Source organism: Pseudomonas sp. R4-39-08 (genome assembly GCF_003852275.1).
Taxonomy (GTDB): domain Bacteria; phylum Pseudomonadota; class Gammaproteobacteria; order Pseudomonadales; family Pseudomonadaceae; genus Aquipseudomonas.
On the sequence record NZ_CP027733.1, the window covers coordinates 753,844 to 772,747 of the forward strand.

At 61.0% G+C, this 18,904-nt stretch carries 18 protein-coding genes and 1 pseudogene; 8 read left to right on the plus strand and 11 right to left on the minus strand.

The features are described 5' to 3' along the window. Positions 1–72: 72 nt before the first annotated feature. Positions 73–444: a hypothetical protein gene (locus C4J88_RS03185; RefSeq protein ID WP_124361134.1), complete on the minus strand. Its 372-nt coding sequence runs from the start codon at positions 442–444 to the stop codon at positions 73–75. Positions 445–591: 147 nt separating this feature from the next. Here C4J88_RS03185 and C4J88_RS03190 point away from each other — a divergent pair, with 147 nt between their 5' ends. After that, positions 592–783 (plus strand): heavy-metal-associated domain-containing protein, encoded by a 192-nt coding sequence (locus tag C4J88_RS03190; RefSeq protein WP_124361135.1) that lies wholly within the window; start codon positions 592–594, stop codon positions 781–783. Positions 784–868: 85 nt separating this feature from the next. Further along, positions 869–2,062 carry a multidrug effflux MFS transporter gene (locus C4J88_RS03195; protein WP_124406202.1) on the plus strand — a complete coding sequence of 398 codons (1,194 nt, stop codon included), beginning with the start codon at positions 869–871 and terminating at the stop codon, positions 2,060–2,062. 13 nt (positions 2,063–2,075) lie between these two features. On the opposite strand, the gene C4J88_RS27350 is transcribed toward C4J88_RS03195, so the two are convergent. The 3 genes from C4J88_RS27350 to C4J88_RS03205 all read right to left on the minus strand — a co-directional run bounded on the left by C4J88_RS27350 (position 2,076) and on the right by C4J88_RS03205 (position 3,728). Then, positions 2,076–2,249, minus strand: a complete 174-nt coding sequence (locus C4J88_RS27350) for a hypothetical protein (protein WP_164484509.1) — start codon at positions 2,247–2,249, stop codon at positions 2,076–2,078. Positions 2,250–2,394: 145 nt separating this feature from the next. Then, positions 2,395–3,408, minus strand: coding sequence for a zinc-binding alcohol dehydrogenase family protein (locus tag C4J88_RS03200; protein WP_124406203.1), 1,014 nt, complete (start codon positions 3,406–3,408; stop codon positions 2,395–2,397). Between the two features lie 26 nt (positions 3,409–3,434). Then, a complete protein-coding gene (locus C4J88_RS03205) occupies positions 3,435–3,728 on the minus strand; it encodes a putative quinol monooxygenase (RefSeq protein WP_124365704.1) in 294 nt (97 codons plus the stop codon). Positions 3,729–3,846: 118 nt separating this feature from the next. On the opposite strand from C4J88_RS03205, the gene C4J88_RS03210 reads away from it, so the two are divergent. From C4J88_RS03210 to C4J88_RS03220, 3 genes are all read left to right on the plus strand, one after another. Next, positions 3,847–4,773: a LysR family transcriptional regulator gene (locus C4J88_RS03210; protein ID WP_124406204.1), complete on the plus strand. Its 927-nt coding sequence runs from the start codon at positions 3,847–3,849 to the stop codon at positions 4,771–4,773. A gap of 137 nt (positions 4,774–4,910) precedes the next feature. After that, the gene (locus C4J88_RS03215) at positions 4,911–5,597 is read left to right on the plus strand and encodes a helix-turn-helix transcriptional regulator (RefSeq protein ID WP_124406205.1); all 687 of its coding nucleotides are present in this window, start codon (positions 4,911–4,913) and stop codon (positions 5,595–5,597) included. Positions 5,598–5,695: 98 nt separating this feature from the next. Continuing rightward, entirely contained in the window at positions 5,696–7,066 is a 1,371-nt protein-coding gene (locus tag C4J88_RS03220; protein WP_124406206.1) for an MFS transporter, read from the plus strand. A 232-nt stretch (positions 7,067–7,298) separates the two neighbouring features. On the opposite strand, the gene C4J88_RS03225 is transcribed toward C4J88_RS03220, so the two are convergent. After that, complete coding sequence (locus C4J88_RS03225; RefSeq protein WP_124365708.1) at positions 7,299–8,252, minus strand: adenosine deaminase; 954 nt, start codon at positions 8,250–8,252, stop codon at positions 7,299–7,301. A 194-nt stretch (positions 8,253–8,446) separates the two neighbouring features. Here C4J88_RS03225 and C4J88_RS03230 point away from each other — a divergent pair, with 194 nt between their 5' ends. Beyond that, positions 8,447–9,538, plus strand: a complete 1,092-nt coding sequence (locus tag C4J88_RS03230) for a calcium:proton antiporter (RefSeq protein WP_124361142.1) — start codon at positions 8,447–8,449, stop codon at positions 9,536–9,538. A 252-nt stretch (positions 9,539–9,790) separates the two neighbouring features. On the opposite strand, the gene C4J88_RS03235 is transcribed toward C4J88_RS03230, so the two are convergent. The 6 genes and pseudogenes from C4J88_RS03235 to C4J88_RS03260 form a co-directional block, all read right to left on the minus strand. Beyond that, the gene (locus tag C4J88_RS03235) at positions 9,791–11,149 is read right to left on the minus strand and encodes an 8-oxoguanine deaminase (RefSeq protein ID WP_124406207.1); all 1,359 of its coding nucleotides are present in this window, start codon (positions 11,147–11,149) and stop codon (positions 9,791–9,793) included. Between the two features lie 237 nt (positions 11,150–11,386). Next, a complete protein-coding gene (locus C4J88_RS03240) occupies positions 11,387–12,073 on the minus strand; it encodes an SDR family oxidoreductase (protein ID WP_124361145.1) in 687 nt (228 codons plus the stop codon). A 58-nt stretch (positions 12,074–12,131) separates the two neighbouring features. Next, positions 12,132–12,713 (minus strand): YigZ family protein, encoded by a 582-nt coding sequence (locus C4J88_RS03245; protein ID WP_124406208.1) that lies wholly within the window; start codon positions 12,711–12,713, stop codon positions 12,132–12,134. Positions 12,714–12,725: 12 nt separating this feature from the next. Then, positions 12,726–13,385, minus strand: a complete 660-nt coding sequence (locus tag C4J88_RS03250) for a TetR/AcrR family transcriptional regulator (protein WP_124361147.1) — start codon at positions 13,383–13,385, stop codon at positions 12,726–12,728. Positions 13,386–13,472: 87 nt separating this feature from the next. Further along, positions 13,473–14,868, minus strand: a pseudogene (locus C4J88_RS03255) (uracil-xanthine permease family protein). A gap of 87 nt (positions 14,869–14,955) precedes the next feature. Next, entirely contained in the window at positions 14,956–15,873 is a 918-nt protein-coding gene (locus C4J88_RS03260) for a LysR family transcriptional regulator (protein WP_124369480.1), read from the minus strand. 126 nt (positions 15,874–15,999) lie between these two features. Here C4J88_RS03260 and C4J88_RS03265 point away from each other — a divergent pair, with 126 nt between their 5' ends. Beyond that, positions 16,000–17,349 (plus strand): aspartate aminotransferase family protein, encoded by a 1,350-nt coding sequence (locus C4J88_RS03265; protein WP_124402993.1) that lies wholly within the window; start codon positions 16,000–16,002, stop codon positions 17,347–17,349. Positions 17,350–17,388: 39 nt separating this feature from the next. Further along, a complete protein-coding gene (locus C4J88_RS03270; RefSeq protein WP_124369482.1) occupies positions 17,389–18,882 on the plus strand; it encodes a CoA-acylating methylmalonate-semialdehyde dehydrogenase in 1,494 nt (497 codons plus the stop codon). The last annotated feature ends 22 nt before the right edge of the window (positions 18,883–18,904 follow it).

The following is an 18,904-nucleotide window of genomic DNA, read 5'->3' on the forward strand; positions in this document are numbered from 1 at the left end:
GTTCCCACGCTCTGCGTGGGAATGCATCCCCATGAGGCGTCCCCACGCGGAGCGTGGGGACGATCGGCGGCTTCAGTATTCCAGCGTGGCGGCTTTGAGGTACATACCGTCCGGGCCTTGGGCGATACGCAGTTTGCGTACATCGCCGGCCTTGAGTGTGATGTTCTGTGCCGGCGGTGCCAGCATGCCCGGCAAGCAGCCCGGTGTCTGGCCCGGCAGCAGCTTGAGGCGCAATGACACATCGCCCGGCGGCAAATTGAAGGAGGTGGCTTGTTCCTGGAACAGGCGCCCGGCCAGTTGGTCCTGAATGTAGAGGCCGATCTCACAGTTGGTCGGCACTTCCAGGCGCTCGCGGGAAATGATCAGCACCGCATAGTCTTCAGCGGCGGGCGCAACGGCAGAAAAACTCATCAGGCCGGCAAGGGCAAAAATCGACCAGCGCATGGCGAATGCTCCGTGGTTCACATCTATTGAAGGTGAAGCTTGGCCGACGTCGCCACCGAATACCAGCCCGGCCGACGTTTCTGAAACTTGACCTTGCCATCGTGGCAAGGTCGAGACTGCGTTCAACCTCATCAAAGGAGACATGTCATGCAAGTATTCAAGGTGCAAGGAATGACCTGCGGCCATTGCGTTCGTGCGGTGACCCAGGCGGTGCGCAGCCAGGATGCAGATGCCGAGGTCACGGTGGACCTTGCGGCCAAGCAAGTCAGTGTCCAAAGCAAACTGGACCGTGAAGCGATCGCGGGCCTGATCAAGGAAGAAGGCTACACAGTCGTCTGATTCTCGATAGTTAGCGAGCTATCTTAATGTTCAAGACGCCCAAGCGCGGCTAGACTGTCGGGCTGCCGACTCACTTGGGTGTCTGATGAACCTCCGCATAATTCTGATCCTGGGCGCCTTGAGCGCCTTCGCGCCGTTGGCGATCGATTTTTACCTGCCGGGTTTCCCGGCGATAGCAGCCGCTTTTGCAACCGATGAAAAACACATCCAGTTGACCCTGGCGGTGTATTTCGGTGGGCTGGCCATCGGCCAATTGATCTACGGCCCCTTGGCCGACCGCTTTGGCCGGCGCGTGCCGCTGCTCAGCGGCGTCACGCTGTTTACCCTTGCGTCCTTCGCCTGTGCGTACGCGCCCACCCTGGAATGGCTGATCGGCGCGCGCTTCGTGCAGGCCCTCGGCGGTTGTGCGGGCATGGTGATCTCACGGGCGGTGGTGAGTGACAAATGCGATGCCGTGGGCTCGGCCAAGGTGTATTCGCAACTGATGCTGGTGACTGGCCTGGCGCCGATTCTCGCACCGCTGGCGGGCGGGATAATGGTAGGCGTGTGGGGCTGGCAGTCGATTTTCCTGGCGCTGTCGCTGTTCAGCGTGATGGCGGCGGTTGCGGTGGCGGTGGGCTTGCCGGAAACGTTTCCGGCGCATCAGCCGCGCCAGCCGTTGTCCGGCTCGCTGCGCCGCTACGGCGCGCTGTTGTCGGACCGGGTTTACCTCGGCTACGCCTTGACCGGCGGCATCTCGATTGCCGGGATGTTTGCCTACATTGCCGGTTCGCCGTTCGTGTTCATCAAGCTGTATGGCGTACCCGCCGAGCATTACGGCTGGCTGTTTGGCTCCAACGCCGCCGGGTTTATCCTGGTGGCGCAGTTGAATGCGCGGCTACTGGCCAAGCGCGGCCCGGCGTTTTTGCTCTCGCGTACGGTGTGGGTTTACGTAGCGGCGGCGTTGGCCCTGCTGGGCATTGCAGCGCTGCGCACCGAAGCCCTTTGGCCGTTGCTGGTACCGCTGTTCATCTGCATCGCCAGCCTGGGCTGCATTTTGCCCAACACCTCGGCGTGCGCCATGAACGGGCAAGGCGCTCGCGCGGGCAGCGCGTCGGCGTTGCTCGGTTGCATTCAGTTCGGCGTGGCGGCGGGGGCGGCATCGTTGGTGGGCGTGTTGCATGACGGCACGGCGATGCCGATGGCGATGGTCATCAGCCTGTGCGGTGTACTGGCGGTGACGATTGCGATGTCGACCCAGCGCCTGCAACGGGCCAGGGCCGCGCAGGCGCAGGTCTGATCTGAAGGACCGATCAGCCAGCGGCGGCGCGTTGCTGGCTGAGTGGGAAACGGTGGGGAGCCTGGATGCGGGCTTGCAAGGTGTCGGCGAAAGCACGGGCCTCGGCTTCGGTGTGGAAAATAATCGACTTCTGGTCCAGGCGGACCTCCCACTGCGATTTTGCTAACGCTTTTATCAGGATCTTCATTGCTGACTTCCTCACGTAAAAGAATCGTGGCAAAGGCGGCCAATATAAACCCGTATGCGCGCACAAATATGACAAACGTCAACTCTCGGACTAATGGTGTCGCCCATTACCTACATCAGTGACAGACGACACTGACAGCCGTTTTCTAGAACCCTTCTAAAACGATCTTGCCCTTGGCCTTGCCGCTTTCCAGCAGCGCGTGCGCACGTCGCAGGTTCGCCGCATTGATCACGCCGAAGTGCTCGCCTACCGTGGTTTTCAGGGTGCCGGCGTCGATCAGCGCGGCCACGCGGTTGAGCAGGTGATGCTGCTCGATCATGTCCGGTGTCTCGAACATCGAGCGGGTGTACATGAACTCCCAATGCAGCGACAGGCTCTTGCGCTTGAGCTTGCTGACGTCCAGCGCCTTGGGGTCGTCGATCAGCGCCAGCTTGCCTTGGGGCTGCAGGGCTTCCACCAGTTGATCCAGGTGATGGTCGGTCTGGGTCAGGCTGGCGACGTGGGTCACGTGCGGGTGGCCGGCGTGTTTCAGCGCTTCGCTCAGCGGCTGGCTATGGTCGATCACCAGGTCGGCGCCGAGGTTCTTGGCCCATTCTTGAGTCTCCGGGCGCGAGGCGGTGCCGATCACCTTCAGTGCAGTGAGCTGGCTGGCCAACTGGGTCAGGATCGAACCCACGCCGCCCGCTGCGCCGACGATCAGCAGGCTCTGGCCCAGGTCCGCCTTGCCCTCGGGGACCTGCAGGCGTTCGAACAGTAGCTCCCAGGCCGTGATGGCGGTCAACGGCAGCGCGGCGGCTTCGGCAAAACCCAGGGTCTGTGGCATATGGCCGACGATGCGTTCATCCACAGTGTGCAATTGACTGTTACCGCCCGGGCGCACCAGGGAGCCGGCGTAGAACACCTTGTCACCGGCCTTGAACAGCGTGACTTCGCTGCCGACCGCCTTGACCACACCGGCTACGTCCCAGCCGAGCACCTTGGCGGCGCCGTGTTCCGGGGCGACGTTCTGGCGCACCTTGGTGTCCACCGGGTTGACCGAGATGGCTTTGACTTCCACCAACAAATCGCGCGGCCCGGCCACGGGCTCGGGCAGTTCGATGTCTTGCAGGGCGTTCGTGTCGCTGATGGGCAGGCAGCTGTAGTAGGCGATGGCTTTCATGATTTCTCCGGGTAAAGGGTTGGTGGTCAGGCGAGAAACTTCAGGCGCTTGAGGTCGAAGTGTTCAATCACCTCGGCGGCCTGGGCCCGGAAGCTCTGGATATGCGCGCTCTGATCGTGGTCGGCCAGGGCCGCCTCATCGCTCCAGCGCTCGAGCATGTAGAACGTCTCGGGATGTTGCAGATCCTGATGCAGGTCGTACTGCTCACAGCCGGGTTCCAGGCGGGTCGGTTCGAGCAGGCCGCGCAGCAGGGTTTCCAGAGTGGCTTGTTGGCCAGGCTTGGCGATCAGCGTGGCGATGACGTTAAAAGCAGTGGACATACTCAACTCCTGGTCGAAAAGGTACGGCGTGGGCAGATGATTGGCTATTTCCAATGCAGATAAAAGCCGATAAAACAGCGTTCTGTTTCAATAAAAAATTGATAATTGGCGGGAATGCATGCTTCGCTTTGATGATTTGCAGTTATTTGTGCGGGCGGCGGACCTGGGCAGTTTGTCCGCAGCCGCGCGGGTGATGGACCTGTCCCCCGCAGTGGCCAGTGCCGCGTTGAAGCGTATAGAGCAGCAACTGGGCGCGCGCTTGCTGGCCCGCTCCACCCGCAGCCTGCGCTTGACCGCCGAGGGCGAAGGTTTTCTCACCTACGCCCGCGCCGCGTTAAGTTCACTGGATGAAGGGCGGCGCTTGTTGGCCAGTGGGCAGGACCACGTGAGCGGCCTGCTGCAACTGTCGGCGCCTTCGGATTTCGGACGCAATCAGCTGTTGCCCTGGCTGGATGATTTCCAGCGTGAATACCCGCAACTGAGCGTGCGCCTGTTGCTGGGTGATCGCATAGCCGACCTGTTCCGGCAACCGGTAGACATCGCTTTGCGCTATGGCGAGCCCGAGGATTCAAGCCTGGTGGCGCTGCCCATCGCCCCGGAGAATGTACGGGTGCTGTGCGCAGCACCCAGCTATCTGGCCCGCCATGGCGAGCCGCGACACCTTGAACAACTGGCCCAGCATAATTGCTTGCTCTATATGCTCGCCGGTCGCGTGCATGACCACTGGCGTTTTTTTGATGGCAAGCGCGAGGTCAGCCTGACCGTCTCGGGGGACCGGGTCAGTGACGACGCCGACGTGGTGCGCCGCTGGGCGGTGGCGGGTGTGGGCATTGCCTATAAATCCTGGCTGGATGTGAGTACCGACGTCGTGGCTGGGCGTTTGCGCTTGATCCTGCCGGAGCTGCGCGGTGAGCGCACGCCGCTTAACCTGCTGTGTGCGCATCGTGCGCAGTTGAGCAAACCCGTCAACCTGCTGCGGGAGATGCTCGTGTCCCGTTGTGCGACATTGACGGCGCAACGGTCGGAGCGATTCGCGGCTAAGTAATGGCCGGCAGAAAAGCAGGAAATTTCGCTCAAGTGCTGTCCCTGTCCAGGCTGTAAGACGCCATGGAACCGGCTGTTTTGGCCCCTATACTTTGGCGCCAACTGCGGCAGAAAAACGCGTCAACAGGGAGTCGAGAGATGGAACAGGCACCATGCATCAGTCATATCGCCAGCTTGCTTGCCGAGCCCAAGCGCACCGCAATGCTGTGGGCATTGATGGACGGTTCGGCAAAATCTTCAGAGGAGTTGGCGACGTGCGCCGGGTTGTCTGCAGCGTCGGCCAATGCCCATTTGGCGCGGTTGACCGGCAGCGGCCTGCTGCGGGTCGAAGCGCGACGGGGCAAGCGGCTGTTTCGTGTGGCGGCTGCGGACGTCAGCGCCGCCATCGATGCCCTGGCGACGACCACCATGGCCAGTGTCGGGCGCAGCACGCCGGATACTCAGCCAGCGGCGTTGCGGGTACCGTCGCTGTTGCGTCGCGCCCGTGTGTGCCAGGACCACCTCGGCGGTGAACTGGCGGCTGGCCTGTACGAGCGGATGATGGAGGCAGGGTGGATCCAGCGCTACGAACAACGTACCGAAGTCACGGTCAAGGGCACCCAGCATTTGGCGAGCCTGGGTATCTTTATCCAGGCATTCTCGTCGCCGTTGGTGTGTGACTGTTTCGACTGGAGCCAACAGCAACCGCATGTGGGCGGTGCGCTCGGCGCGGGGTTGTTGCAACTGTTCCTGCAGTCGAACTGGGTCAGTGCGATCGATGAATCCCGGGCCTTGGCGGTCAGCGACGCCGGGCTTGCGGAGATCAACCGGCTGGCCACAGCGTAGGCGCGTCGCTCCTGGTTTCGGTCAGGTCGCATCCAGCAAACGCCAGGGCAGACGATGCCGCACACTCTTTGGGGGACTTTTCAGACAGGGGCGGCGGCATGGGTATGCAAGGCTATAGCGCAGCGGAGCGGCTGGAACGGTTGCCCATCAGTGGTTACCACCGAATCATTTTCATCATCATTGCCCTGGCGTTTTTCTTCGACTCCATGGACCTGGCGATGATGACGTTTCTATTGGGCTCGATCAAAGCCGAGTTCGGCCTGAGTACGGCCCAAGCCGGGTTACTCGCCAGTTCGAGCTTTTTCGGCATGGTGATCGGTGCGTCGCTCTCGGGGATGCTCGCGGACCGTTTCGGGCGCAAGCCGGTGTTCCAGTGGAGCATCGTGTTGTGGGGCGTCGCCAGCTACCTGTGCTCCACGGCGCAGACGGTCGAGACGCTGACGCTGTTTCGCATCTTGCTGGGCATTGGCATGGGCATGGAATTTCCCATTGCACAGTCGATGTTGTCGGAGCTGATTCCGGCGAAGCGACGCGGGCGGTATATCGCGTTGATGGATGGTTTCTGGCCGCTGGGGTTTGTCGCCGCCGGGGTGCTGTCGTATTTCCTGCTGCCGGTGGTGGGCTGGAGCGACATCTTTCTGGTGTTGGCGGTGCCGGCGGTATTTGTGCTGGCCATCCGGTTCTTTATTCCGGAATCGCCACGTTGGCTGGAACAGGCCGGGCGCCATGAGGCGGCGGACAAGGTATTGCTTGGCATCGAGCAAAAGGTGCGCGACTCCCTCGGGCGCGCCGACTTACCTGAGCCGGTGGCCTTGCCGCGAGTGGCGAGTACCCCAGGCACGTTCTTCTCGGCCTTCCAGCAACTGTGGTCGGCGCAGTACCGTCAACGCACTTTGATGATCTGGAGTGTGTGGTTCTTTGCCCTGCTCGGCTTCTACGGGCTCACCTCGTGGTTGAGTGCGTTGTTGCAGCAGTCAGGCTTTGCCGTGACGCAATCGGTGTATTACACGGTGATCATTTCCCTGGGCGGAATACCGGGTTTCCTCATGGCCGCGTGGCTGGTCGAGCGTTGGGGGCGTAAGCCGGTGTGCGTGGTGACATTGCTGGGTGGCGGGGTGATGGCATTTTTGTATGGGCAGAGTGCGGTGTTTGGCGGCAACGTCGGGCTGCTGATTACGTCCGGCTTGTTGATGCAGTTCTTTCTATTTGGCATGTGGGCGGTGTTGTACACCTATACGCCCGAGCTATATCCCACCTCGGCGCGCGCAACCGGGTCCGGCTTTGCTTCGGCGATTGGGCGGGTGGGGTCGTTGCTGGGGCCACTGGTGACCGGGTTGGTGTTTCCGGTTACCGGACAGGGCGGGGTGTTTGCCTTGGGCGCGCTGTGTTTTGCGGTGGCGGCGCTGGTAGTGTGGGTGTTCGGGATGGAGACCAAGGGCAAGACGTTGGAAGAACTCACTCAGGCTTGAGACTGGTGGGGTAGATGTGGGGGAAGGCCCTAGTGCAGCCGGTCAAGCGAACGTAGTCCACTGTAGGAGCGAGCTTGCTCGCGAAAGACGCCCAGGCAACGCGTTCATTCTGAATAAACGCGGGGGGCCTGAGTTCTTCGCGAGCAAGCTCGCTCCTACAAAAAGCCTTAACTGACTGGCATTAGGGTTTGCCCCTTCCCACATTCAGCCTTCGCTATTCAGTGAATAACGGTCAAGGCTTTACCAGTCGCGCATCCAGGCTGTTCTGCGCCAGGCGTTTGGCCTGGTCCTGGGTCATGCCCAGGGAGGTGTGCAGCGCGTGGAAGTTCTCGGTGACATAACCGCCGAAGTAGGCCGGATCGTCCGAGTTCACGGTGACCTTCACGCCACGCTCGAGCATGTCGAGGATGTTGTGCTGGGCCATGTCGTCGAATACGCACAGCTTGGTGTTGGACAGTGGGCAAACGGTCAGCGGGATCTGCTCGTCGATGATGCGCTGCATCAGGCGCTCGTCTTCGATGGCGCGCACGCCATGGTCGATGCGCTGGATTTTCAGCAGGTCGATGGCTTCCCAGATGTACTCGGGCGGGCCTTCTTCGCCGGCGTGGGCCACGGTGAGGAAGCCTTCGTGACGGGCGCGGTCGAACACACGCTGGAACTTGCTCGGCGGATGCCCCATTTCTGAACTGTCCAGGCCCACGGCGACGAACGCGTCACGGAACGGCAGCGCCTGGTCGAGGGTTTTCTCGGCTTCGGCTTCGCTCAGGTGGCGCAGGAAGCTTAAGATCAAGCCGCTGGTGATGCCCAGTTGCTGCTCGCCGTCTTTGAGGGCGGCAGCGATGCCGTTGAGCACCACTTCGAACGGCACGCCACGGTCGGTGTGGGTTTGCGGGTCGAAGAAGGGTTCGGTGTGGATCACGTTCTGGGCTTTGCAGCGCAGCAGGTAGGCCCAGGTCAGGTCGTAGAAATCCTGGGACGTGCGCAGCACATCGGCGCCCTTGTAGTACAGGTCGAGAAACTCTTGCAGGTTATTGAACGCGTAAGCCTTGCGCAGGGTTTCGACGTCGTTCCACGGCAGTGCAATCTTGTTGCGTTCGGCCAGGGCGAACAGCAGCTCGGGCTCCAGCGAGCCCTCCAGGTGCAGGTGCAGTTCAGCCTTGGGCAGGGCGTTGAGCCAATCGTACATGTCTAAAAATCTCATCAGGTGCAATGGCGGCATTCTACAGGCCATGGCCGAAATAATCGGCAAAACCTGACCAGCAGGAGAGTATTTGATTTTTTCGCGCAAGAGCGGCGTGAACTAAGGTGTAACGAAACGTTAGCGGCTGGGCGCAGTCTGTACCCCAACGATGACTGATTTGCTGCACATAAAGGCCTCCCATGCTCACTTCCCTCAAGCAAGAAAAATTCATGCTGCTGGCGCTGATTGCCGCCATTGCCGCCTACCCGCTGGAACACTGGATGCTCCACAGCGGGCAGATTGTGGCATTGCTCGCGGGCCTCGGTTTGATCGCGTTTATCGTGATGGCGTCGATGCGTGTAGCCCATCATGCCGAGCAACTGGCGGAAAAGGTCGGCGACCCTTACGGCACCATGATCCTGACCTTGGCGGCCGTGCTGGTGGAGGTGGTGATCCTGGCGATCATGATGAGCAACGAGCCTTCACCCACACTGGTGCGCGACACCATCTATTCGGCGGTGATGCTCGATATCAACGGCATCCTCGGCCTGGCCGCGCTGATGGGCGGTATCAAGCATGGCGAGCAGTCCTACAACGATGATTCTGCGCGCACCTACAGCGTGATGATTCTCACCGCCATGGGCGTGTCGATGGTGGTGCCGGAATTTATCCCCGAGGCCGACTGGAAAATTTACTCGGCCTTCACCATCGGCGCCATGGTAGTGCTCTACACCCTGTTTCTGAGAATGCAGGTCGGCCCACACAGTTATTTCTTCAGCTACAGCTACCCGGAAAAACGCCGCAAGAAATTGCCGGAAGACGAGCAAGCGCCGCCCGTGAACCTCGCGTTCTCGATCGGCACCCTGGTGTTTGGCGTGATTGTGATTGGCGCGTTGGCCGAGGTGATGTCCAAGACCCTCGACCTGGGCCTGGAAGGCACGGGCGCGCCGCCGGTGATCACCGCGATTGTAGTGGCGGCTATTTCCGCCGCGCCGGAAATCCTCACCGCCTTGCGCGCCGCCTTGGCCAACCGCATGCAGTCGGTGGTGAACATCGCACTGGGTGCCTCGTTGTCGACGGTGATTCTGACGGTGCCGGTCATGGAAGCGATGGCGCTCTACAGCGGCCAGCCGTTCCAGATGGCAATGACGCCGGTGCAGACGGTGATGGTGTTTATTACGCTGATCGTCAGTGCGATCAACCTCAATGATGGTGAAACCAATGCCATTGAAGGGATGACGCATTTTGTGTTGTTTGCGACGTTTATCATGTTGTCGCTGTTGGGGTTGTAACCCGATTTCAAGCACACCATAAAGCCAAATGTGGGAGGGGGCTTGCCCTAATGCCAGTCAGTTAAGGACGAACACTGTACCTGTGGCGAGGGAGCTTGCTCCCGCTGGGCCGCGAAGCGGCCCCAAAAATGGGACTGCTGCGCAGTCCAGCGGGAGCAAGCTCCCTCGCCACAGGTTACTTTTTACCCTTTCTACTTCTTAACTGACTGGCATTAGGGCTTGCCCCCTCCCACATGTTGAACTTCGTTTGGCTTAGTTTCCGGCGATCAGCTGGCGGGCTGCCTGGCTGTGATCGGCGATCAGGCCTTTCAGGTCCAGGCCTTCCACCTGCCCATCAATGACCCGCCACTTGCCGCCGATCATCACCCGGTCCGCCCGATCTGCGCCGCACAGCAGCAGTGCGGAAATCGGATCATGGCTGCCGGAGAAGCGCAGCTCATCGAGTTTGAACAGCGCCAAGTCAGCCTGTTTGCCTACGGCCAGTTCACCAATATCCGTACGCCCCAGTAGCTGCGCCGAGCCTTTGGTCGCCCAGCCCAATACACCTTCGGGCGTGATTTTTTCTGCCCCGTAACGCAGACGCTGAATGTACAGGGCCTGGCGGGTTTCGAGGATCATGTTCGAGGCGTCGTTGGAAGCCGAGCCGTCCACGCCCAGGCCGATGGGGGCACCGGCGGCGAGCAGGTCGAGGGTCGGGCAGATACCGGAGGCCAGGCGCATATTCGAGCTTGGGCAGTGGCAGATGCCCGTGCCGGCAGCGCCCAGGCGGGCGATTTCATCCGGATTGAAATGAATGCCATGGGCCAGCCAAGTGCGCGGGCCAAGCCAGCCTACGCTGTCGAGATAGTCCACGGTGCGCAGGCCGAAGCGCTGCAGGCAGAAGTCTTCCTCGTCGAGGGTTTCCGCCAGGTGCGTGTGCAGGCGCACGTCGAGCGAGGTGGCCAGTTCGGCACTGGCGCGCATGATCTCCGGGGTGACGGAAAACGGCGAGCAGGGCGCGAGGGCAATCTGGATCTGCGCACCGTCGCCGCGCTCGTGATATTGGCGGATCAGGCGCTGGCTGTCGTCGAGGATCACTTGGCCTTGTTGCACGGTCTGCTGCGGCGGCAGGCCACCCTCGGCTTCGCCCAGGCTCATGGAACCGCGGGTGAGCATGGCGCGCATGCCCAGTTCACGCACGCTGTCGACCTGCACATCGATGGCGTTTTCCAAACCGTCGGGGAACAGGTAGTGGTGGTCTGCCGCTGTGGTGCAGCCGGAGAGCAGCAATTCGGCGAGTGCCACCTTCGACGCCAGGGCGAGTTTTTCCGGCGTCAGTCGTGCCCAGACCGGATACAGGGTTTTCAGCCAGGGAAACAGCGGCTGGTTGACCACCGGCGCCCAGGCGCGGGTCAGGGTTTGATAGAAGTGATGGTGGGTGTTGATCAGTCCGGGCAGAACCACGTGCTCGCGGGCATCGAACACCTGCGCACAGGGTTGCGCGGGTTCTTGCCCCTGGGCCAGCACTTCGGTGATGACACCGTCTTGCAGCACCAGGCCGCCACGGGCATCGAGGCCATTGGCAGTGAAAATAGCGAGGGGGTTTTTTAACCAGATACGGGTCGCAGGCATTGGCCGGCTCCTCTGAATGATGGGTTCAGGTTTGCCAGCTCAGTGTTGCCCTGTCTGCTGATCCAGGGTCGCCGGGGAGGGCGAGGTGGCTAGATTACGTGTTGGTCCACATGCAGGCAAGCGGACGCGGTCAGTGTGGGAGGGGGCTTGCTCCCGATAGCGGCGGACCAGCCAACTTATGTTTGGCTGACATACCGTAATCGGGGGCAAGCCCCTCCCACAGGTTAATCGGTGTATCTACCAGGCGATGGTGTCGCCTTTGTAATCCACGAAATGGTGACCGCCTTTGCCGGTGTAGGCATTTACCTGGTCCACCAGGCCGCGCACGCTGGTTTCGACGTCGATGTGCGCATTCTCGCCGCCCATGTCGGTTTTCACCCAGCCTGGGTGCAGCGATAACACCGTCGGCTTGTGTTCGCCCAGTTGGGTGACAAAGCTGTTGGTCATGGAGTTGAGCGCCGCCTTGCTGGCTTTGTACAACGCCATGTCCGAACCATCAGGAATGGTGACGCTGCCCAGCACCGAACTCATGAAGGCCAGCACGCCGGTGTCCTTGCGGATCTGCCCGACAAAACGCTGGGCCAGGTTGATCGGGGCCACAGCGTTAGTGAAAAACAGTTGGCCGACTTCCGCCAGGGTCGCGTGGCCAGGTTCCTGGTTCGCCGGGCCCTTGACGCCGGCGTTGACGAACAGCAGGTCGAAGGTGCGGTCTTTCAGGCGCTGGGCCAGGGCGATCACGGCTTGCTGATCGTCCATGTCGAGTTTCTCGATCTGCACCGGGCCCACGGCTTTCAGGGCGTCAGCCTTGTTCGGGTCGCGCACGGTGGCGGTCACGTCCCAGCCGTCCTGGAGCAGTTGCTTGACCAGGCCAAGGCCCAGCCCGCGCGAGGCGCCGATGATCAGTGCGGTTTTTGGCGTAGGCATGAAAAGCTTCCTTTTAGAGTCGCGGTTCAGGGAGTTCAGCAAATAACAGTAACAGTTTTCAGCGTTGCAGCAGGATACGTCCACGGCTCAGGTCGGCCAGCTGGGCCTGCAGGGTATCCACCTGCTCTTCGCCCAAAGCCAGTTGCAGTTCGACACCTTTGGCGGTGAAGGTTTCTTCCACCACCAACCCGCCGAGGTCGGCAACGCGCAGTTTTACCAGGTTCAGCTCGGCGAATGCGCAGGCGCAGCGCAAGGGTATGCGGCTGATCAGCTCGATGCGCTCGGCATTCTGCAGGCACTTGTTGGCGCCGCCGCCATAGGCCCGGGCCAGCCCGCCGGTGCCCAGTTGAATGCCGCCGTACCAGCGAATTACCAGCACCGCGACCTGATCGAAACCCTGGGCTTCGATGGCCGCGAGGATTGGCCGCCCGGCGGTACCACCGGGTTCGCCGTCGTCGTTGCTGCGGTATTGGTCGGCCAGCTTCCAGGCCCAGCAGTTGTGTGTTGCGTTGAGGTCGCTGTGCTGCTCGAAAAACGCCTGGGCGTCGTGCGGGCTGGTAATGGGCGCCGCCAGGGTGATAAAGCGGCTTTTGCGGATTTCTTCACGAAATTCGCAAAGGCCTGTAAGCGTGAATGGCATAAGTCGCTTCGTTTATTGGGCCGGCTTGATGCCACAGCCTTTGAGAATGATGTGGATCAGGTTGGTGCCGGCGTCTTCCATATCCTGCTTGGTCAGCTTGGTGCGCCCCGTGACGCGGCAGATCTGCGTGGCGAAGTCGGCGTAGTGCTGGGTGCTGCCCCACAGCAGGAAGATCAGGTGTACCGGGTCGATGGGGTCCATCTTGCCAGCATCGATCCAGGCCTGGAACACGGCCGCACGGCCGCTGAACCAGGCCCGGTAGTCCTGGCTGAAATATTCGGTAAGGCATTCGCCGCCGCTGATGATCTCCATGGCAAAGATTCGCGAGGCCTGTGGCTGGCGTCGTGAGAATTCCATCTTGGTGCGGATGTAACGGGAAAGGGCTACGGCCGGGTCGTCCTCGGCGGTCAGCGCGTTGAACGTGCTGTCCCACAATTCGAGAATATTGCTGAGCACCGCAATGTACAGGCCAAGCTTGTTGGTGAAGTAATAATGCAAGTTGGCTTTGGGCAACCCGGCACTGGCAGCGATGGTGTTCATGCTGGTGCCCTTGTAGCCGTGGCGCGCGAACTCATCTTCAGCAGCCTGGAGAATCGCTTGTTCGTTCTTTTGCCGAATGCGGCTGGCGGGTTTACCGGCGTGGTTGCTGTGGGCAGGAACTTCGAGGCTCATGGAGGTTTCCGTGCTGATCGATAGAGGCGACGTGTGCACAGATAACCCACCCTCAAGCCTCAGACAAGTGTTGATGCAATAAAACCGTCAAAGCGATTCCAGGGAGTCACTTTCGGGCGTGTGGTTTGCAACGGCACCGGTGGTTTTGGCCTCGGGCAATAGCAGGCACAGCACAATGGCAGTCAGGCCGCCGCTGGTGATGGCGGAGTCGAACAGGTTCTGCACCAGGGTTGGCATCAAGTGCAGCAGGTTGGGCTGGGCGGCGATGCCCAGGCCGACACCGAAGGAGGTGGCGATGATCAGCATGCTGCGTCGATCCAGCGGCGCCTGCGCCAGGATGCGCACACCTGCCGCAGCGACGCTGCCGAACATCACCAGGGTCGCGCCGCCCAGCACCGGTTTGGGGATTTGCTGCAACACCGCGCCGATCATGGGAAACAACCCGAGACAAATCAACACGGCGCCGATGTACAGGCCGACGTAACGGCTGGCCACGCCGGTGAGTTGGATCACCCCGTTGTTTTGCGCGAAGGTGGTATTGGGGAAGGCGCTGAACGTCGCGGCGATCATGCAACTGACCCCATCACCCAGCCACGCCGCCTTTGAGTCGGCTTATATAAGACACACCGCTGATGGGCTGGCGGGCGATCATGCAGTTGGCCGTAAGGTCACCAACGGTTTCGATACTGCTGATCAGATAAATCAGCGCGATTGGCAGGAAGGCGCTCCAGTCGAAGTTGAAACCAAAGCGAAACGGCGTAGGCAAGCTGATCAGAGGCAGGTCGGGCAAGGCATGGGGCACCAGCTTGCCGCTGAACCAGGCGGCCAGGCTGCCGAGGGCCAGGCCGATGATGATGGCCGAGAGGCGTACCCAGGGCGTGTTCGAGCGGTTGAGCAGGATGATCGTCAATACCACGAACAGGCCCAGGGCCAGGTTGGTGGGGGCGCCAAAGTCGGGGGCGTTGAAGCCGCCGCCGAGATCGGTGATGCCGACTTTTATCAGGCTGATGCCGATCAGCGTAATCACGATCCCGGTCACCAGGGGCGTGATGACCCGGCGCAGTTGGCCGATACAGCGGCTCAGCACGATCTGCACCAAGGCGCCGAAAAAGCACACGCCGAAGATCATCGCCAGGATGTCCTCAGGGCTGCCGCCGCGTTGCTTGACCAGAAAACCGGCGGACAACACCGCACCCAGGAAGGCAAAGCTGGTGCCTTGCAGGCAAATCATCCCGGCGCCGATACCGAACGGCCTGCGCGCCTGGATGAACGTGCCGACGCCGGAGACCATCAGCGCCATGCTGATCAAGTAGGGCAGGTGCGCGGTGAGGCCCAGGGTGGAACCGATGATCAGTGGCGGGGTGATGATGCCGACAAACGCGGCCAGCACATGTTGCAGGGCAGCCAGCAGGGCGGGCAGTGGTTTCGGACGGTCATCGAGGCCGTAGATCAGGTCGTTGGGGCTGGAGGATTCTGGTGGCATGGCGAGTCAACTCGGGGCGGACGGTTCAAGGTTCTTGTGCCTTGCAAAAAACTGTCCACCTGCTCAGCTTTTTTTGCGGGGCCCGAACTAGCGCGTTGCTGCCAGGCTTTCCAGGAAGCTTTCCAGCACCAAATGGGGGCGGCGGCCCTTGCGCGTGACCGATGCCAGGCTTAAATCGTAAAACCGTGTAGCCGATTTCAGCGCGCGGAGTCGGCCTTGTTGTACCCACAGGCTGGCGTAGTGGTCGGGCAGGTAGCCGATATAACGGCCGGTGAGGATCAGGAACGCCATGCCTTCGCGGTCCGAGGCACTGGCCGTGCAATTGAGCGCCTGGTAGTGGGCCTGAATCTCGGCGGGCAAGCGGAAGGTCGGGGCGATGGCGTCCTGGCTGTCGAGCCGTGCGTCGTCCAGTTGCTTGTCGTCGGCATAAAACAGCGGGTGGCCGACCGCGCAATAGAGCAGCGAGCGCTCGCTGTACAGCGGTTGGTATTCCAGGCCTGACAACGCGCTGGCCTGGGGCACCACGCCAACGTGCAGACGGCCATCGAGTACGCCTTGCTCCACTTCATTGGGGGCGATCATGCGGATCTGGATCTGCACGTCCGGGCCGCGCTCCTTCAACTGCGCCAGGGCGTGGGTAATGCGCATATGGGGCAGGGTGACGAGGTTGTCGGTGAGACCGATGATCAGCTCTCCACGCAAGTGCTGGTGCAGGCCATTGACCTCGGTGCGAAAACTTTCCAGGGCACTCAACAGTTGCAACGCCGACTGATAGACCTCGCGGCCTTCTTCAGTCAGTGAGAAGCCGGCGCGGCCGCGTTGACAGAGCCTCAGCCCAAGGCGCTGTTCCAAGTCGCTCATTTGCTGGCTGATGGCCGAGCGACCAATCCCCAGTACGGTTTCCGCCGCCGAAAACCCGCCGCACTCCACCACGCTGCGAAAGATGCGCAGCAAGCGTATATCAAAGTCGCTGACCTGGGCGAGGGGGTCGGGACGACGGCTCATAGTTTAGTGAAGTCCTGACTGAAGGTTAGAAGAGTTGAATTTCACCGACTTTATCCCCGTGGCAATTTAGCTGCAACAACGCTTTTTCAATCCCGACGCTGCCTTTTGCCTTGCGAGGTTTTGCTGATGAACATGCCGGAAAACGCCCCATCGTCCCTGGCCAGCCAACTCAAGCTGGATGCTCACTGGATGCCTTACACCGCCAACCGCAACTTTCAGCGTGATCCGCGCCTGATCGTGGCGGCCGAGGGCAGTTGGTTGACCGATGACAAGGGGCGCAAGGTCTACGACTCGCTGTCGGGCCTGTGGACGTGCGGCGCCGGGCATACACGCAAGGAAATCCAGGAAGCGGTGGCCAAACAGTTGGGCACCTTGGACTACTCACCGGGCTTCCAATACGGTCATCCGTTGTCCTTTCAGTTGGCGGAAAAAATCACCGACCTGACCCCGGGCAACCTGAACCATGTGTTCTTCACCGACTCCGGCTCCGAGTGTGCCGACACTGCGGTGAAGATGGTGCGTGCCTACTGGCGCCTGAAGGGCCAGGCTACCAAGACCAAAATGATCGGCCGCGCCCGTGGGTACCACGGGGTGAACATTGCCGGCACCAGCCTTGGCGGCGTCAACGGTAACCGTAAGCTGTTCGGCCAGGCCATGATGGACGTTGACCATCTGCCGCATACCTTGCTGGCGAGCAATGCGTTCTCGCGTGGCATGCCGGAGCTGGGCGGTATCGCGTTAGCCGATGAGTTGCTCAAGCTGATCGAGCTGCATGATGCTTCGAACATTGCTGCGGTGTTCGTCGAGCCAATGGCCGGTTCTGCAGGCGTGCTGGTGCCGCCACAGGGTTATCTCAAGCGCCTGCGTGAAATCTGCGATCAGCACAACATCCTGTTGGTGTTCGACGAAGTGATCACCGGTTTCGGCCGCACAGGTTCGATGTTCGGCGCCGACAGTTTTGGCGTGACCCCGGACCTGATGTGCATCGCCAAGCAAGTCACCAACGGCGCGATTCCCATGGGCGCGGTGATTGCCAGCAGCGAGATCTATCAGACCTTCATGAACCAGGCGACACCCGAGTACGCGGTGGAATTCCCCCACGGCTACACCTATTCGGCGCACCCGGTGGCCTGCGCGGCCGGCCTCGCGGCACTCGACCTGCTGCAGAAGGAAAATCTCGTGCAGAGCGTAGCCGAAGTCGCACCGCACTTTGAGAATGCGTTGCATGGCTTGAAGGGCAGCAAGAATGTGGTTGATATTCGTAACTACGGCCTGGCCGGGGCCATCCAGATTGCCCCGCGCGACGGTGATGCGATCGTGCGTCCGTTCGAGGCCGGCATGGCGCTGTGGAAAGCCGGTTTCTATGTGCGCTTCGGCGGTGACACCCTGCAGTTCGGGCCAACCTTCAACAGCAAGCCGCAGGACTTGGATCGCCTGTTCGATGCGGTCGGTGAAGTGTTGAACAAGATCGACTGATTTCTCCTTCTATATAGAACAACTTTTCAGGAGCCCTGCATGAGCCTTATCCAGCATTTGATCAACGGTGAGCTGGTCAACGACAGCGGTCGCAGTGCCGACGTGTACAACCCGTCTACTGGCCAGGTGATTCACCAGGTGCCGTTGGCCAGTCGCGAAACCATTCAACAGGCGATCGACGCGGCCAAGGCAGCGTTCCCGGCCTGGCGGAATACGCCGCCGGCCAAACGTGCGCAGGTGATGTTTCGTTTCAAGCAGTTGCTGGAACAGAACGAAGCGCGTATTTCGCAGTTGATCAGCGAAGAGCACGGCAAGACGCTGGAGGATGCCGCCGGTGAGTTGAAGCGTGGCATCGAGAATGTGGAGTACGCGTGCTCGGCGCCGGAAATTCTCAAGGGCGAATACAGCCGCAACGTGGGGCCGAACATTGATGCCTGGTCGGATTTTCAGCCGCTGGGCGTGGTGGCGGGGATTACGCCGTTCAACTTCCCGGCGATGGTGCCGTTGTGGATGTATCCGCTGGCGATTGTGTGCGGTAACTGTTTCATCCTCAAACCGTCGGAGCGTGACCCGAGTTCAACGTTGTTGATCGCGCAATTGTTGCAGGAAGCGGGTCTGCCTAAAGGCGTGCTGAGCGTAGTACACGGTGACAAGGGTGCAGTGGACGCTTTGATCGAGGCGCCCGAGGTAAAGGCGCTTAGCTTTGTAGGATCGACGCCGATTGCCGAATACATCTATGCCGAAGCGACCAAACGCGGTAAGCGCGTGCAGGCACTGGGCGGGGCGAAGAACCACGCGGTGCTTATGCCCGATGCGGATCTGGATAACGCCGTCAGTGCCTTGATGGGCGCGGCATATGGCTCCTGCGGCGAGCGTTGCATGGCGATCTCGGTGGCGGTGTGCGTGGGGGACCAGGTGGCGGATGCGTTGATCGCCAAGCTGGTGCCGCAGGTCAAGGCGTTGAAGATCGGCGCGGGCACAACCTGTGGCTTGGATATGGGGCCGCTGGTGACGGGGCAGGCGCGGGATAAGGTCAGTGGCTATATAGAAGACGGTGTGTCGGCGGGGGCCGAGTTAGTCGTCGATGGTCGCGGCTTGAGCGTTGCCGGGCATGAACATGGGTTCTTCCTCGGTGGCAGCCTGTTTGATCGCGTGACCCCCGAGATGCGTATCTATAAAGAAGAGATCTTCGGGCCAGTGTTGTGCGTGGTGCGGGTGGACAGCCTGGAAGCTGCGATGCAACTGATCAACGATCATGAATACGGCAACGGCACCTGCATCTTCACCCGTGACGGTGAGGCGGCGCGTCTGTTCTGCGATGAAATAGAAGTGGGCATGGTGGGGGTCAACGTTCCGCTGCCGGTGCCGGTGGCTTATCACAGCTTCGGCGGCTGGAAGCGTTCGCTGTTTGGCGACCTGCACGCCTATGGGCCGGATGGGGTGCGGTTCTATACCCGTCGCAAAGCGATCACTCAGCGTTGGCCGCAGCGAGCCAGCCATGAGGCATCGCAGTTCGCTTTCCCGAGCCTGTAAGGTTGGGTGAATAGAAGGCCGG

Excerpts from the sequence above, each read along its gene's own strand:
- C4J88_RS03185 (WP_124361134.1), bottom strand. The coding sequence starts at position 444 with ATGCGCTGGTCGATTTTTGCCCTTGCCGGCCTGATGAGTTTTTCTGCC.
- C4J88_RS03190 (WP_124361135.1), top strand. The coding sequence starts at position 592 with ATGCAAGTATTCAAGGTGCAAGGAATGACCTGCGGCCATTGCGTTCGT.
- C4J88_RS03195 (WP_124406202.1), top strand. The coding sequence starts at position 869 with ATGAACCTCCGCATAATTCTGATCCTGGGCGCCTTGAGCGCCTTCGCG.
- C4J88_RS27350 (WP_164484509.1), bottom strand. The coding sequence starts at position 2,249 with ATGAAGATCCTGATAAAAGCGTTAGCAAAATCGCAGTGGGAGGTCCGC.
- C4J88_RS03200 (WP_124406203.1), bottom strand. The coding sequence starts at position 3,408 with ATGAAAGCCATCGCCTACTACAGCTGCCTGCCCATCAGCGACACGAAC.
- C4J88_RS03205 (WP_124365704.1), bottom strand. The coding sequence starts at position 3,728 with ATGTCCACTGCTTTTAACGTCATCGCCACGCTGATCGCCAAGCCTGGC.
- C4J88_RS03210 (WP_124406204.1), top strand. The coding sequence starts at position 3,847 with ATGCTTCGCTTTGATGATTTGCAGTTATTTGTGCGGGCGGCGGACCTG.
- C4J88_RS03215 (WP_124406205.1), top strand. The coding sequence starts at position 4,911 with ATGGAACAGGCACCATGCATCAGTCATATCGCCAGCTTGCTTGCCGAG.
- C4J88_RS03220 (WP_124406206.1), top strand. The coding sequence starts at position 5,696 with ATGGGTATGCAAGGCTATAGCGCAGCGGAGCGGCTGGAACGGTTGCCC.
- C4J88_RS03225 (WP_124365708.1), bottom strand. The coding sequence starts at position 8,252 with ATGTACGATTGGCTCAACGCCCTGCCCAAGGCTGAACTGCACCTGCAC.
- C4J88_RS03230 (WP_124361142.1), top strand. The coding sequence starts at position 8,447 with ATGCTCACTTCCCTCAAGCAAGAAAAATTCATGCTGCTGGCGCTGATT.
- C4J88_RS03235 (WP_124406207.1), bottom strand. The coding sequence starts at position 11,149 with ATGCCTGCGACCCGTATCTGGTTAAAAAACCCCCTCGCTATTTTCACT.
- C4J88_RS03240 (WP_124361145.1), bottom strand. The coding sequence starts at position 12,073 with ATGCCTACGCCAAAAACCGCACTGATCATCGGCGCCTCGCGCGGGCTG.
- C4J88_RS03245 (WP_124406208.1), bottom strand. The coding sequence starts at position 12,713 with ATGCCATTCACGCTTACAGGCCTTTGCGAATTTCGTGAAGAAATCCGC.
- C4J88_RS03250 (WP_124361147.1), bottom strand. The coding sequence starts at position 13,385 with ATGAGCCTCGAAGTTCCTGCCCACAGCAACCACGCCGGTAAACCCGCC.
- C4J88_RS03260 (WP_124369480.1), bottom strand. The coding sequence starts at position 15,873 with ATGAGCCGTCGTCCCGACCCCCTCGCCCAGGTCAGCGACTTTGATATA.
- C4J88_RS03265 (WP_124402993.1), top strand. The coding sequence starts at position 16,000 with ATGAACATGCCGGAAAACGCCCCATCGTCCCTGGCCAGCCAACTCAAG.
- C4J88_RS03270 (WP_124369482.1), top strand. The coding sequence starts at position 17,389 with ATGAGCCTTATCCAGCATTTGATCAACGGTGAGCTGGTCAACGACAGC.